Source organism: Streptomyces aurantiaciflavus (assembly GCF_049808595.1).
Lineage (GTDB): Bacteria > Actinomycetota > Actinomycetes > Streptomycetales > Streptomycetaceae > Streptomyces.
This window is the reverse complement of record NZ_JBNCAQ010000010.1, coordinates 156,885-171,017: the sequence shown is the minus strand read 5'-3', so window position 1 is coordinate 171,017 and position 14,133 is coordinate 156,885. Positions and strand designations below refer to the sequence as shown.

14 protein-coding genes are annotated in these 14,133 nt (G+C 69.4%); 7 read left to right on the top strand and 7 right to left on the bottom strand.

Annotated elements, in window-relative coordinates:
• Positions 1–10: 10 nt before the first annotated feature.
• Positions 11–901 (top strand): hypothetical protein, encoded by an 891-nt coding sequence (locus ACPT94_RS14250; protein ID WP_360348026.1) that lies wholly within the window; start codon positions 11–13, stop codon positions 899–901.
• A gap of 124 nt (positions 902–1,025) precedes the next feature.
• Here ACPT94_RS14250 and ACPT94_RS14245 read toward each other — a convergent pair whose 3' ends face one another.
• The 3 genes from ACPT94_RS14245 to thiC form a co-directional block, all read right to left on the bottom strand.
• Entirely contained in the window at positions 1,026–2,360 is a 1,335-nt protein-coding gene (locus tag ACPT94_RS14245; protein ID WP_425245961.1) for a DUF4241 domain-containing protein, read from the bottom strand.
• Between the two features lie 60 nt (positions 2,361–2,420).
• On the bottom strand, positions 2,421–3,851 hold the full coding sequence (locus ACPT94_RS14240) for a VWA domain-containing protein (protein ID WP_360348020.1): 1,431 nt from the start codon (positions 3,849–3,851) through the stop codon (positions 2,421–2,423).
• Positions 3,852–3,931: 80 nt separating this feature from the next.
• Positions 3,932–5,728: a phosphomethylpyrimidine synthase ThiC gene (thiC, locus tag ACPT94_RS14235; RefSeq protein WP_425245960.1), complete on the bottom strand. Its 1,797-nt coding sequence runs from the start codon at positions 5,726–5,728 to the stop codon at positions 3,932–3,934.
• Between the two features lie 254 nt (positions 5,729–5,982).
• Between thiC and ACPT94_RS14230 the strand changes: the two genes are divergently transcribed.
• Positions 5,983–7,731: a YibE/F family protein gene (locus tag ACPT94_RS14230; protein ID WP_425245959.1), complete on the top strand. Its 1,749-nt coding sequence runs from the start codon at positions 5,983–5,985 to the stop codon at positions 7,729–7,731.
• 290 nt (positions 7,732–8,021) lie between these two features.
• On the opposite strand, the gene ACPT94_RS14225 is transcribed toward ACPT94_RS14230, so the two are convergent.
• The 4 genes from ACPT94_RS14225 to ACPT94_RS14210 form a co-directional block, all read right to left on the bottom strand.
• Positions 8,022–8,468: an SsgA family sporulation/cell division regulator gene (locus ACPT94_RS14225; RefSeq protein ID WP_189931634.1), complete on the bottom strand. Its 447-nt coding sequence runs from the start codon at positions 8,466–8,468 to the stop codon at positions 8,022–8,024.
• Positions 8,469–8,567: 99 nt separating this feature from the next.
• Positions 8,568–9,431: an IclR family transcriptional regulator gene (locus tag ACPT94_RS14220; RefSeq protein ID WP_360347400.1), complete on the bottom strand. Its 864-nt coding sequence runs from the start codon at positions 9,429–9,431 to the stop codon at positions 8,568–8,570.
• 196 nt (positions 9,432–9,627) lie between these two features.
• Entirely contained in the window at positions 9,628–9,840 is a 213-nt protein-coding gene (locus ACPT94_RS14215) for a DUF5326 family protein (RefSeq protein ID WP_360347398.1), read from the bottom strand.
• A 179-nt stretch (positions 9,841–10,019) separates the two neighbouring features.
• Positions 10,020–10,337, bottom strand: coding sequence for a cupin domain-containing protein (locus tag ACPT94_RS14210; protein WP_360347396.1), 318 nt, complete (start codon positions 10,335–10,337; stop codon positions 10,020–10,022).
• 48 nt (positions 10,338–10,385) lie between these two features.
• Between ACPT94_RS14210 and ACPT94_RS14205 the strand changes: the two genes are divergently transcribed.
• The 5 genes from ACPT94_RS14205 (at position 10,386) to ACPT94_RS14185 (ending at position 14,123) form a co-directional block, all read left to right on the top strand.
• Positions 10,386–10,763 carry a phage holin family protein gene (locus ACPT94_RS14205; RefSeq protein WP_360347394.1) on the top strand — a complete coding sequence of 126 codons (378 nt, stop codon included), beginning with the start codon at positions 10,386–10,388 and terminating at the stop codon, positions 10,761–10,763.
• Positions 10,764–10,770: 7 nt separating this feature from the next.
• Complete coding sequence (locus tag ACPT94_RS14200; RefSeq protein WP_360347392.1) at positions 10,771–11,262, top strand: low molecular weight protein-tyrosine-phosphatase; 492 nt, start codon at positions 10,771–10,773, stop codon at positions 11,260–11,262.
• Complete coding sequence (locus ACPT94_RS14195; RefSeq protein WP_425245958.1) at positions 11,259–12,416, top strand: cystathionine gamma-lyase; 1,158 nt, start codon at positions 11,259–11,261, stop codon at positions 12,414–12,416. Before ACPT94_RS14200 ends, ACPT94_RS14195 begins: the two co-directional genes overlap by 4 nt.
• Before the next feature lie 230 nt (positions 12,417–12,646).
• Positions 12,647–13,552 (top strand): LysR family transcriptional regulator, encoded by a 906-nt coding sequence (locus ACPT94_RS14190; protein ID WP_360347388.1) that lies wholly within the window; start codon positions 12,647–12,649, stop codon positions 13,550–13,552.
• A gap of 88 nt (positions 13,553–13,640) precedes the next feature.
• On the top strand, positions 13,641–14,123 hold the full coding sequence (locus ACPT94_RS14185) for an NUDIX domain-containing protein (RefSeq protein WP_360347386.1): 483 nt from the start codon (positions 13,641–13,643) through the stop codon (positions 14,121–14,123).
• The last annotated feature ends 10 nt before the right edge of the window (positions 14,124–14,133 follow it).

The following is a 14,133-nucleotide window of genomic DNA, read 5'->3' as shown; positions in this document are numbered from 1 at the left end:
GCATCGGGGGATGCACATGAACAGCGTTCCGCAGCACCTGCACAGCGAGGACCGCCAGGAGTACGAGCGGATCCTCGACGAGGCGCTGCGCTCCGCACCACACCACCCGGAACTGACCGCTGTCGGCCGGCGGCTCAACGCCGAACAGCTGCGCACCATGGCGCTCAACGCCACCGCACTCATCACGGCGGCCGCAGCGACCGAATACCAGCACTACGTGAAGGCCCGCGAGGAACTGCGCCACCCGGCGCCGTCCACCCCGTCGTCACCCACCCACGAATCCGGCTCCGGCGAGCCGGGTGTGGGCGGTCTGGGGCTCGCCGCCACCATCGGGGAGACGGCTCAGGCCGCCGAAGCCGCCGGAGCGGGCGCCGTCGCCGTCGCCGCCGTCCTCACCCCCGTTCTCGCCGGAACCGCCGCGGTGATCTTCCTGCTCGTCGGTTACGTCCTCAGGATGCTCAACCCCGAGCAGTCGTTCGCCCAGGCCATGGTCACCGCCGGTTGGGCGTTCGGGGCCATCGCCGCAGCCGCGATCCTCGTCGCCACCGTCGGCCTCCTGCTCACCGCCCTGCGCAACCGGCCCTCCCTGGAGGCAGGTCCGTACGGCGAACTGAGCGAGGAAGTGGCCCGCGCCAGGGAAGCCTGGCGGGAAGCCCTGCTGGAACGCGGCATAGTGCCGTTCCTCCGCGAGGCCCTCGCCGACCCCGGCACGGCCGCCGCACTGCACCCGGCACCGGCCCCGACCCCGCCGGCGCCCACCGGCCGCCTGCCGAAGATCGGCTACGACCGTCCGGGTTTCACCAGCCCGGACGACGGCCCCTCGGCGGGTCCCCGCCCGAGCTTCAGCAGCCCGGACTACACCAGCCCGGACTTCGGAGGCCCGGAACACCAGCCGGAGTAGGCCCTCGGCTTGCGCCCCCGCAGAAGGGAGCGCAAGCCGTACGCCCGGCTCGGATCAGGGTCGGAGTCGACGCCCGGCGCTGTGCTGTGGTGTCTTGTGGTGCTGTTCCCGCGGTTTGTTCTGCTCAGAGCAGGCGCAGTTCGGGGAGGTAGTCGCTCTGCACCACGACGCAGACCGGCGCTCCCGAATCCGAACGTCCCAGCCACACCGGGTACGTACCGTCTCCTCCGGTGAAGAAGGTGACCAGGTCGCTTCCCGTCGCCTCGTCGGTGGTGCGCAGGTGACCGTCGTCGATGAACTCCGCGGCATCGCCGTCACTGTCCTGGTAGTAGCTTCGGACCCGCTCGGCGAGTACCTCCCAGCCGGAGGCGTCGGCGAAGGACCCCGCGGCGCCGTCGGTGGAGAAGCCGAATATCCCGTCGTCCCGCAACAGACGGACGTCATCACCTGCGGCGAGTGCCAACTCCCAGGACACGGGCGCCTCTTCGCCGAGCAGGACGCGGACGGCGACCGGCTCCTCCACGGCACAGTGCTCACCCATGAACTCGTACTCGTAGGCAACGACAGTGGCCTGCAACGGGTAGGTGCCCGGAGGGAACCGCTCGGACAGCTCCCGGCCATGGGCGGTCCCCGTGTTGCCGGGATCGTCGACGACCAGCCTCCCGCTGGGCAGACGAAGGTCCGCGAGCCACCGGACGTCACTGACCGTCATCTCCGGTTGGAAGCTGGTCCCGAAACGAGTACCCGGCTCGAACAGCTCCTTCAGGTACGCCTGCCTGCCCGGACGAGGTGGCAGCCAGCGGGCCGAAGCGGTCGCCGTGGTTGCCGGGGCACCCGGCTCGCCCGGGGAGACGTCCACCAGACGCAGAGGCGAGTTCCCCGCATCGGGGAAGAGCAGCCCTCCAACCCCTCGCACGCCGAACCCCGCCCTGCTCCGCCACCGGTCGGCCTGGGCAATGTCCGCCAGGGTGTGAAACGAACCGCCTCCCGGCCGCTCGACCACCTTGCGCCCCTTTCCGTCGGGCAGGAGGTCCCAGTACGTGCGCCCGACCTCCGGCGCGAACTCGGCCTGCTGTGGGGATTCATAGCGCCATACCGCGAGATGCCGAAGGAACACCCGCTCCGGTTCGAGCAGCCGCCAGTCCGCCTCCCCTGTCCGGCGTCCTTGTTCGTCGTAGGCCCACACCCCCACATAGGACTCGCCCCAGGCCACCAGATGCACCTCGAGGGGCTCGCTCCGGCCCGGCAGCCGATGGACCTTCACATACTCCTGGCCTGCGCCGTCACGCGCCTCCGCCTCGGCGCGGGTGAGCGGCTCCAGCGCTGCGCGGGTGACCAGGTCCCACCCGACCGCGTACGACACCAGCACCGTTCCTTCGACGCCGTCCCCCGCCATGTCCTTGCCCCCCGTGCTCGTCGTCGACCTGCTGCCAGGCCGTCGGTCGATCTTCTGTTCCACCGTAACGACCACCACTGACAACGCCTGCCGCAGACTGCCGGGGAGAGGCGTCCGCCCGGGTCAGAGGATCCCTGCGCGTCCGGCAGCCGTGATCCAGGAGGGGAACTCGGACAGGAGCCGGTCGTAGAGTTCCTGGTCCGGGACCGTGCTGATGTCGTCCACGGCGAAGAAGCCGACGTTGTCGACGCGGCGGCCAGGCAGTGTGTCGAAGCGCTCCAGCACCCCGTAGTGGGACCGGCCGAGGCCCACGAACTGCCAGAAGATCGGCTCCTCCACCGCGGCACGCAGCTCCCGTTCGATCGCGCTGTCGCGGTAGACGCCGCCGTCGGAGAAGAAGAGCACCAGGGTCGGGGCGGCCGCCGGGTTCTCTCGTACGTACTCTCTGACCTCGGCGATCGCCTTCTGCTCCTCGTTCTGGATGCCGACCGTCCGCATGTCGACCTGTCCCGGTTCCAAACCTTTCCTCGGCTTCTTGCGACGGAAGAGACCGATCTCCCCCACCCGAACGTGCAGCCGCAGCCACTCCGGGAGTTCGCCCAGGCTCAGATCGGGCAGGCGGGCGGCGTTGGAGGCGAACGTCCAGGCCTGCATCTCGCCGTCGTCGTCGAGCTGTGCCGCCACCGCGGCCATGCGCTCCACGACATCCGCCACCACGCCCCTCGAGTAGAGGAACGCCATGGATCCGGAGGCGTCGAGCACGAGGACGACCCGCGCCCTGACGCCCGCCGCTCCCCGCTTGCTCAGGCTGACGGCGACCTGCTCCTTGCGCAGGGACAGTCGCTTGCGCATGTCGACGGGCAGCCGTTCCTCCCCCTTGGTCAGGCGAGGGCTTGCAGGCGTCTGGGCGGGGGCCGACGCCGACGGTGCGGGCTGGGTCCGCGGGGCGGGCGGGAGCGGCGGAGCGGACGGGGGCGACGGAGCGACAGCCGTTGCCGTGGAAGCGACTGTTCCGGATGGCTCGTCATCCACGGTGATCCCGAAATCGGTGGCCAGTCCCGCCAGCCCGGAGGCATACCCCTGGCCGACCGCACGGAACTTCCACCGCCCCTCACGCAGGTACAACTCGCCGCCGATGAACGCCGTCTCCGTCTCCCCCTGCATCTCGAAGCGCGCCAACTCCGCCAGGCCTGCCAAGTCCAGCAGCCTCAACGTCAGACCGCGCACCTGCCCGAAGGTGCCCCCGTCCACCGACGCGCACAGCTCCACCCGTGCGATGGCGCCCTCCAGCGAACGCAGGTCCACCTCGACGGTGTCGGTCGTGACGCCGGCGTCACTCCGCTTCCCCCGGTGGACCACGGCGTCGGAGGCATGCTGCGGCTGGTTGTAGAAGACGAAGTCCCGGTCGTCCCGCACCTTCCCGGCCGCGGTCAACAACAGAGCCGACGCGTCGACATCGGGCCCCCCGACGCTCTCGGCCCAGCTGATCTCGACGCGCACGGCCGACGCGTCGACCGGCAGATTGGCGCCCTTGCTCATGGATCGCGCTGTCATGGAGCCAGTCTGCCGAGCCACGGCACCCGGGCGAGCGTCTTCGGACGTGACCGGGGTGCCGTGGCCGACTCCCGTCGGCTTCAGTCCGCCAGCGGCAGATACACCCGGTTACCCGCGGCCGCGAACTCCTTCGACTTCTGCGCCATCCCCTCCTCGATCTCCGCCCGACTACCGCCGTGCTCACGGCGGATGTCCTGGGAGATCTTCATCGAGCAGAACTTCGGCCCACACATCGAGCAGAAGTGAGCGGTCTTGGCCGGCTCGGCCGGCAGTGTCTCGTCGTGGAACTCGCGCGCCGTGTCCGGGTCGAGGGCCAGGTTGAACTGGTCCTCCCAGCGGAACTCGAAGCGGGCGTCGGACAGCGCGTCGTCCCATTCCTGCGCACCGGGATGCCCCTTGGCGAGGTCGGCTGCGTGGGCGGCGATCTTGTAGGTGATGACGCCGGTCTTGACGTCGTCACGGTTGGGCAGGCCCAGATGTTCCTTGGGCGTGACGTAGCAGAGCATGGCCGTGCCCCACCAGGCGATCATCGCGGCACCGATGCCGGAGGTGATGTGGTCGTACGCCGGCGCGATGTCCGTCGTCAGCGGGCCGAGCGTATAGAACGGGGCTTCATCGCAGATCTCCTGCTGAAGGTCGATGTTCTCCTTGATCTTGTGCATCGGGACGTGGCCCGGGCCCTCGATCATGGTCTGTACGTTGAAACGCTTGGCGATCGTGTTGAGTTCCCCGAGCGTGCGCAACTCGGCGAACTGCGCCTCGTCGTTGGCGTCCGCGATCGAGCCGGGGCGCAGGCCGTCGCCCAGCGAGTACGTGACGTCGTAGGCGGCGAGGATCTCGCAGAGTTCCTCGAAGTTCTCGTAGAGGAACGATTCCTTGTGGTGGGCCAGGCACCACGCCGCCATGATCGAGCCGCCGCGGGAGACGATGCCGGTCTTGCGGTTCGCCGTCAGAGGGACGTACGGCAGGCGGACACCGGCATGGACCGTCATGTAGTCCACGCCCTGCTCGGCCTGTTCGATGACGGTGTCCTTGTAGATCTCCCAGGTCAGTTCCTCGGCCTTGCCGTCGACCTTTTCCAGGGCCTGGTAGAGCGGGACCGTGCCGATCGGGACGGGGGAGTTGCGCAACACCCACTCGCGTGTGGTGTGGATGTTGCGGCCGGTGGACAGGTCCATGACCGTGTCGGCGCCCCAGCGGGTCGCCCAGGTCATCTTCTCGACCTCCTCCTCGATGGAGGAGGTCACCGCCGAGTTGCCGATGTTGGCGTTGACCTTCACCAGGAACCGCTTGCCGATGATCATCGGCTCGATCTCCGGGTGGTTGACATTCGCGGGCAGGACCGCCCGACCTGCCGCGATCTCCTCACGGACCACCTCGGGAGCAACGTTCTCCCGGATGGCCACGTACTCCATCTCGGGCGTGATCTCGCCCCGGCGCGCGTACGCGAGCTGCGTGACCGCCTTGCCGTCACGGCTGCGGCGCGGCAGGCGCGGCCGTCCCGGGAAGACCGCGTCGAGGTTGCGCAGGCCGCCGCGGGGCGAGGTGTGCTTGATGCCGTCGTCCTCGGGACGAACGGGCCGGCCCGCGTACTCCTCGGTGTCGCCGCGGGCGATGATCCAGCTCTCCCGCAGCGGCGGCAGCCCCCTGCGGACGTCGGTCTCGACGAGTGGATCGGTGTATGGGCCCGAGGTGTCGTACAGCGTGACCGACTGCCCGTTGGTGAGGTGCACCTGACGGACCGGCACGCGCAGGTCGGGGCGTGTGCCCTCGACGTACGCCTTGTGCCAGCCGATGGACTTCCCGCTCTCTCCGTCAGCAGGGTTCTCCGCGGAGATCTGCGTGGAGGCAGGCGTGCGTGCGTCCTTGATGGTCATGAGACCTACTCCCTACGCCGGCATTACCCGGTAACAGGTTCAGCGGTCGACGCAGCGGCTACCGTCGGCCGACGTTTCATGTGAAACATCACTCGGTTCAGGTGACGTTCCACGTGAAACATCGCGAAGACGGAGGTCAGCGCCCTCTCAGCCCGGTGCTCCGAGCTCCCGCGTGTGCAAAGGTTGCCCCCACGCTAGCGGCAATTCGGGCGCGGTGAACAGAGGGCCCCTGTCGTTCTTGCGATGATCGGTCGGTGACCACGACACACCATCCTCCGTACCCACCACCCGAACCGCCCCGCGGACCGGGCGCCGGAAACGGCAACGGTCCCGGCCCCCGGCCCGACCTCGGCCGTGGCCCCCGCCTTGGTCCGGGCTTCGGCTCTGGCGACGACCATGACTTCAGCAGCGGGCACGATCAGAGGCCTGGGCACGGAGGCGGTCACCCTGGATACGGTGGCACGCCGAGACCTGGCGGCGGCCAGGAGCCAGCCGGTGGGTACGGACAAGGGTCCGGTGGCGGTGGTGGCGAGCACGGTCCCGGTGGCGGCCGGCCCGGCCCCGGTGGTGGCCACAACGGCGGCCACGGCCATCACGCCGACGACGGGGACAGCGGTGCGAACGGGCCCCCCGGCGGTCATGGCGGCCACGGCGGCGGTCACGGGCACTCGCACAGCCACGGCCCGGCCGCTCCCGTCTCCAAGCATCTGCGCAAGGTCATCGCCGCTGTCCTCATCCCGTTCGCCGTGGCCGTGCTCGCCGGGCTGGTCGTGCTGTGGCCCGGCGGTGCCCCGTCGCACGAGCGCACCGGGGTCGGCTTCGACCGGCAGACGCAGCACGCGACGGTCACGAAGGTCGAGAGCCTGAGCTGCTCGTCGGTGAACGCCTCGGGCGACACCCCGACCGGTGGCACATCGACGGCCGAGGGGTCCTCCGCCCAGCAGCAGGCGAACGGCACCTGCAAGAGGGCCACGATCCGAGTGGACACCGGCAAGGACAAGGGCCGCACGTTCACGGAGATCGTGCAGCCCGACCAGTCACGGCAGTTGCACGAGGGCGAGAAGGTCGTGGTCGCCTACGAGCCCTCCGCGCCGAAGGATCTGCAGTACTCGGTCACCGACGTCAACCGCCGTGTGCCGATGGGACTGCTCGCCGGGATCTTCGCTGTCGCCGTCGTGGTCGTCGGGCGGCTCCGGGGTGTCATGGCGCTCATCGCCCTGGCCATCAGCTTCCTGGTGCTGAACTTCTTCGTCCTGCCCGCGATCCTGCAGGGGTCGAATCCGCTGGTCGTGGCGGTGGTGGGGGCGAGCGCCATCATGCTGATCGCTCTCTATCTGTGTCACGGCCTCTCGGCCCGCACGTCCGTCGCGGTACTGGGCACGCTCATCTCGCTGCTGCTGATCGGCATCCTCGGCTCGTGGTTCGTCGACTGGGCCGCGCTGACCGGCAACACGGACGACAACACCGGTCTGATCCACGGCCTGTATCCGTCCATCGACATGAGCGGTCTGCTGCTCGCCGGCATCATCATCGGTTCGCTCGGTGTGCTCGACGACGTGACGGTCACCCAGACGTCGGCGGTCTGGGAGCTGCACGAGGCCAATCCGGCGATGGGCTGGCGCGGGCTGTACCGGGCCGGTATCCGGATCGGCCGCGACCACATCGCGTCCGTGGTCAACACGCTCGTCCTCGCCTACGCCGGCGCGGCGCTGCCACTGCTGCTGCTCTTCTCGATCGCGCAGAGCAGCGTCGGCACGGTCGCCAACAGCGAACTGGTCGCCGAGGAGATCGTGCGCACGCTGGTGGGCTCGATCGGCCTGGTCGCGTCGGTGCCGGTGACCACGGCTCTCGCGGCCCTGGTCGTCTCGGCCGACCGGCCGGAGTCCGGGACGGCGCCCAAGCCGGCCACTGCGGACGCGGCACCGAGGGCGACGCCGTCCGGTATGGAGGGTCCCGTGCCCCAGGCCGCCCGGGGCGGCAGGGGCAGGCGGCGCAAGCGCTGACGCGACCTGGCGTGGGGGGCCCGGGGGCCCACCCCCCCCCCCCCCCCCCCCCCCCCCCCCCGCCGCCGGGGGCCCCCCCCCCCGGGGGCGCCCCCCGCCCCGCGGGCCCGTGTCGACGACCGGCCCGCACGCCAGGCGCCTCGGCCCTGGCCGAGGTGCTCACGTACTCGCTCTTCCTCCACAGGCCGCTGCCAGCCCGTGAGCGGCCACTCCACTACCGCGAAGAAGCGTTCCTGCACATCCCCCTCCCCATGCCGAAGCGTTCCGCCACCATTGCGTCGGCGCACCCTTCAGCCGGCGCTCTGCTCCTCCGCCAGGATCCGGTCCAGTGCCTCATCCAGATGCGCGTCGAAGTCGGCCAGCGCGCCCTCCTGCCCCAGCGGCACCAGCTTGTCGGTGCGATCGAGGAAGGCCACGAGCGGAGCCGCCGAGGAGCGGAACACGGCCTGGTCGCCGCCGACCTGAAGCCGGATCAGAACCTCACCCAATGAGCCGGGGTCGAGCGGCGCCACCCGCACATCCCCCTCGCCGCACGGCCTGCCCACTCCGTCGATCAGCAGCTCACGCCCAAAGGCCCAGGTCACCGGGGCGTCTCCGGGCAGGTGAAAGGTGAGCCGTACGGCATAGGGATCGCAGGTCTCGTAACCAAGCTCCACCGGGATGCGGAAAGAGAGCTCATCGGAGACGAGAAAGCTCATCATGACCTCTGCCTGTACTGCCTGTACGGACTCGCGCATCGCCTTACCCCGTCGTTCGCCGTCGACTGGCTGGGAATGTACCCCGGATACTGCAGGCATCTTGCTGAACGTACACAACTGATCACAAGGAGTGAGTTTTCAGATACTGATAGAGATCGCGAGCGAACCCAGCATCCGTCCGACCTCGTCCTGCAACTGCTGTGCCGCAGACATCAGCCGGTCGGCCTGGTGGGCGGGCAGGGAGAGGGCCATGGTCGCCGCTGTCGTGCCCACCGTGATCGGGATCGCCGCGCACACCGTGCCCAGCGCGTACTCCTGCCGTTCGACGACCGTCTCCATGCGCTGCACACGGGTCAGCCGCCGCATCAGCGTGTGGTCGTCCCGGACGGTGAAAGGGGTGATCGACCGCACGGGGTAGCGGTCGAGGTGGTCGCGGCGGGACTCCTCGTCGAGCTGGGCCAGCAGACACTGGCCGATGGCGTGCGCGTGCCCGGTCTCACGGAAGTCGGCCCATTCCTCGACCGCGGGATTCCCCGGGGTGTCGGAGACGCACATGACCTCGATCTCACCGTCGCGGTACACGGCGTAGTACACCGGAACACCGATCGCATCACGCCAATGGGCGAGGATGTCGACGACCGTGCTGCGACGTTTCTGCGCGGCACCGCTGCTGCCCAGCCGCTCGGCCGCCTCCCCGAGGAAGAACAGCCCCTTGTCCCGGCGGAGATAGCCCTCGTGCACGAGGGTGCGCAGCAGGTGGTACGCCGTGGGGAGCGCGAGGCCGGTCTCGCGGGCCAGTTGCTTGGCCGGGGCGCCGCATGTGTGCTCGGCGACGGTTTCCAGCAGGCGCATCGCACGCTGCACCGAGCCGATGAGGGTCGTCGCGGAGTGCGGCTGCTCGGGGACGCCGCCGCTCGGCGGGCGTTGGTGCGGGGGCGCGGTGGAACACGGCCGGGTGGGGGGTGCGTACGGTTTCGCTGAGGCGGTGTCAGCCGTGGCCAAAGGTCACTCCCGAAGCGCGAGAGGGCGGTCCGTGCGGGGAAACACGGGAGGGGGAAACGCCGCTCGCGGGGTCGTCCCCGCGTCGGGTTCCGGACTTTAACCGTCCACCACCGCTTGTGAACGGGCTGTCCTGGAAACTTCCCCCGGCCGAGGGAACCGGCGATTCGTGTTACCGATCAACGGCTCCCCGCACCGCTCACCAGTCGCCGCGCGAGGAGGAACTGGACATGAACTTCCGTACGACGTAGATCAGTCCGCCGACCAGCGCCACGAAGACCAGCAGCTTGAAGAGCAGGCCGATCACGAAGCCGACGACACTGGCAATCAGGCCGCCGAACACCACCAGGGCGATGACCGGAACGGCCACCCACTTCACCCACCACGGCAGTCCCGCAAAGATCTCTCGCATCGCCCTCGTCCTCGTCCAGTCCGTGGTCCGGCACCTCTGACGGGCCGGATCCTTTCGATGTCCTGCCGTCGATGCTAGGTCCGACCGGGGTGCCGGTGGGGGCCTCGCATCCCTTGTCCTCCCCTGACCGATCCCCTAGGGAACCCTGAGGCGGCACATCGGCTCCCGGGCGGAGACGGTCAGCCCTCGGGTGGCGAGAACACGACCAGGACCCGCAGGTCCTCGCTGATGTGATGGAACTTGTGGGCGACCCCGGCCGGCACGTACACGACGCTGCCGCGCGCCACCTGGGTGGTCTCCAGGCCGACAGTGAGGGAGGCCCGCCCGCTCACGACGAAGTACACCTCGTCCTGGTTGTGCGGGTTCTGTGGATCATGCTCTCCGGCGTTCAGCGCGTACAGCCCGACCGACATGTTCCGCTCCCGCAGAAACTGCAGGTAGGCGCCGTCATTGGCGGCTCGCTCCGCCTCCAGTTCGTCCAGCCGGAATGCCTTCATCGCCCTCGTCCACGCTCGTAGCCGATCTCTTCTGCCACGATCAGACACATGAAGAATTTCGTAGTCAAGACGATCGCCAACGCGGGTGCCCTGGCGGTCGCCGTCTGGCTGCTCGACAAGATCACTCTGACCGGTGACAGCACCGGAAAGAAGATCGGCACCCTGATCGTGGTGGCGCTGCTTTTCGGCCTGGTCAACTTTCTGGTCAAGCCGATCGTGCAGGTGCTGACCTTCCCGCTCTTCATCCTCACGCTCGGCCTGATCACGCTGGTCGTCAACGCGCTCATGCTGCTGCTCACGTCCTGGCTGGCCGGCGTGCTGGACGTGAGCTTCCACGTCGAGGGCTTCTGGACCGCGGTCCTCGGCGGTCTGATCATCTCCGTCGTCTCCTGGGCACTCAACGTCGTCCTGCCCGACAAGGACTGAGTCCCCGATGACCTATCGCGTCTGCTTCGTCTGCACCGGCAACATCTGCCGCTCCCCGATGGCCGAGTCGGTCTTCCGCGCACGCGTGGCGGAAGCCGGCCTCGAGGGGCTGGTCGAGGTCGACAGCGCCGGCACGGGCGACTGGCACGTGGGCGAGGGCGCCGACCCGCGCACCGTCTCCGTCCTTGAGGAGAATGGTTACGCCGTCGCCCACACGGCTCGTGTGTTCGAGCGGTCCTGGTTCGCCCGCCTCGACCTCGTGATCGCCCTGGACTCCGGCCACCTCAGGGCCCTGCGCCGCCTCGCCCCCACCGACGAGGACGCCCGGAAGGTGCGCCTGCTGCGTACCTACGACCCCGCCGCCCAGGACGACCTCGACGTGCCCGACCCCTACTACGGGGGCCAGGACGGCTTCGAGGAGTGCCTTGAGATGGTGGAGGAGGCGAGCGCCGGTCTGCTCGACGCGGTGCGTGAGGACGTGGAAGGACGAGTGGCATGAGCGAATCCGCCAAGGGCGACGGCCTCCCCGCGAGCGCGGGCGAGGGCACACGCGCGGTCCGGGCGGGCCTTCCCGACCCGGTGAAGTACGAGCCGCACCTGCCGGGTCCGGTGTTCGCCGCCCACTTCCACCTGCCGGGCGAGCCCACGGGTCCGTACACCTACGGCCGCGACGAGAACCCGACCTGGACGCACCTGGAGCATGCCATCGGCGAGTTGGAGGCGCCGGGGCAGGACGGCGTCGAGACGCTCGTGTTCGCCTCCGGCATGGCCGCGATCTCGTCGGTGCTGTTCTCCCAGCTGCGCGCCGGGGACGCCGTCGTCCTGCCCAGTGACGGCTACCAGGCGCTGCCCCTCGTACGCGCCCAGCTGGAGGCGTACGGCATCGAGGTGCGCACGGCGCCGACCGGTGACGACGCCCAGCTCGGCGTCCTCGACGGCGCGAAACTGCTGTGGATCGAGTCGCCGTCGAACCCCGGACTCGATGTGTGTGACATCCGGCGGCTCGTCGAGTCGGCACACGCGCGTGGTGCCCTGGTGGCCGTCGACAACACCCTCGCGACGCCGCTCGGGCAGCGCCCGCTGGAGCTCGGCGCCGACTTCTCGGTGGCCAGCGGCACCAAGCAGCTCACCGGGCACGGCGACGTCCTCCTCGGCTGTGTCACCGGCCGCTCCGGCGAGGCGATGACGGCCGTACGGCGCTGGCGCAAGATCGTCGGGGCGATTCCGGGGCCCATGGAGGCCTGGCTGGCGCACCGGTCGATCGCCACGCTGCAGTTGCGCGTCGACCGGCAGAACGCCAGTGCCCTGGCCGTCGCCGAAGCGCTGCGGGGGAGGCCCGAGGTGACCGGGCTGCGGTATCCCGGGCTGCCCGGCGACCCGTCCCACCAGGTCGCCTCGCAGCAGATGCGGCGCTATGGGTGCGTGGTCTCCTTCACGCTGCCCACGCGCGCGCGTGCCGAGCGTTTCCTCGAGGCACTGCGGCTCGTGGACGACGCGACGAGCTTCGGCGGGGTGCGATCGACAGCCGAACGGCGCGGGCGCTGGGGCGGGGACGCGGTGCCGGAGGGCTTCATCCGCTTGTCGGTCGGCGCCGAGGATCCCGAGGACCTGGTGACGGACGTGCTGCGTGCGCTGGAGGAATCGGCACGGTGACTGTCTTACGGACACCTCAGCGGTGTCCCGGTACGTACATCGGACGGTCCGAGCCTCCCCCCTCGTGGCTCGGACCGTCCGCGGTTCTGCGTGCGAAGAACCGCGCGAACAAGGCTAGTTGACTCTGTGTCAGTGTCCAATCACAGTAGCGACAGAGACCTATCGACTTATTTATAGTTGGGCCCTGCCTCGGGGCCGGGAGAAGGGCAGGGGAAGGGGGAGGACGCTCCATGGATCTCGCCTTGCTGCGCACCTTCGTGACCGTGCACCGGGCCGGTTCCTTCACCCGCGCCGCCGCCCTGCTGGGCCTCTCCCAGCCGGCCGTGACCTCGCAGATCCGCACGCTCGAACGGCAGCTGGGACGCCCTCTGTTCCTGCGCCAGGCCCGCGGCGTCACACCGACGACCATCGGCGACGAACTCGCCCACAAGGCCGCCCCCCACCTCGACGCGTTGGTGGAGATCGCCGAGACCGGCCTCGACGACGAGTCCTCCGTACGGACGCTGCACCTGGCCGGCCCACCCGAGTTCACCGCAGAGCGGGCTCTTCCCGCCCTCACCGAGCTGACCGGCGACGACGGGCAGGGGCTCGCGCTGCGCGCCTCCTTCGGGACCGCCGAGGAGGTCCTGGAAGGGCTGGCCGCCGGACACCACGACCTGGCGATCAGTACGGCCCGGCCACGAGGTGCCCTGCTCACCGCCACACCGCTGTGCGACGAGGAACACGTCCTTGTCACCGCCCCGCGTCAGGCCGAGCTGATCGGCGCCCACAAGCTGCGCCGCAAGGGCGCGTCCGCTCTGGAGAACCTCCCTGTCGTCGAGGTCCACGAGTCGCTGCCGTTCGTCTCCCGCTACTGGGCGTCCGTCTTCGACTCCCGCCCCGCCGCCTCGGGCACCGTCATCGTTCCTGATCTGCGTGCCGTGCTCGCGTGTGCGATTTCCGGCGCCGGCCTGGCGGTATTGCCCCGCTATCTGTGCGCGGCCGCCCTGGAGCGCGGTGAGGTGGTCGAACTGCATGAACCCGCGGTGCCGCCGCTACGGACGTATGTGCTGGTGGTGCGCACCGGCACGCTGGCGATGCCGCATGTCGCGCGGGCCCACGAATGGCTGCTGAGGACGGCCGCCGACTGGTGCTGAACAGGCTCCTTCGCGACCTCACGCAGTGAGCTCGTCCGATGACATTTCGCGATGTTTCACGTGGAACCAGCCGGGCCACATTTCTCCCATGACCGTCCGACCTGTGGTCAAGCGCACCGCCCGCGCCATTCTGCTGGACGGCGACGACTTGGTCCTGATCAAGCGCACGAAGCCAGGCCTGGATCCCTACTGGTTGACCCCCGGGGGCGGGGTCGAACCGGAGGACCCGACCGTCGTCGACGCCCTGCACCGCGAGGTGCACGAGGAACTCGGCGCCAAGATCACCGATGTGGTGCCCTGTTTCGTCGACACCGTCGAGCACATCGGCGAGGACGGGGGCGCCACCGGCGTGAAGGTGCAGCACTTCTTCGTCTGCCGTCTGGAATCCATGGACCCGTCCCTGCGACACGGACCCGAGGTCGACGAGCCCGTCGGCGAGTACGAGATCGTCAGAGTGCCGTTCACCCGCGTCGGCATCGCCTCGGTCCACCTCGTACCGCTCTCGCTGCGGCACTACCTAGACGGCAACATCGAGGGTGTCCGGGCCATGCACGCACCTGACCTGGGGTGACGTTCGGGAC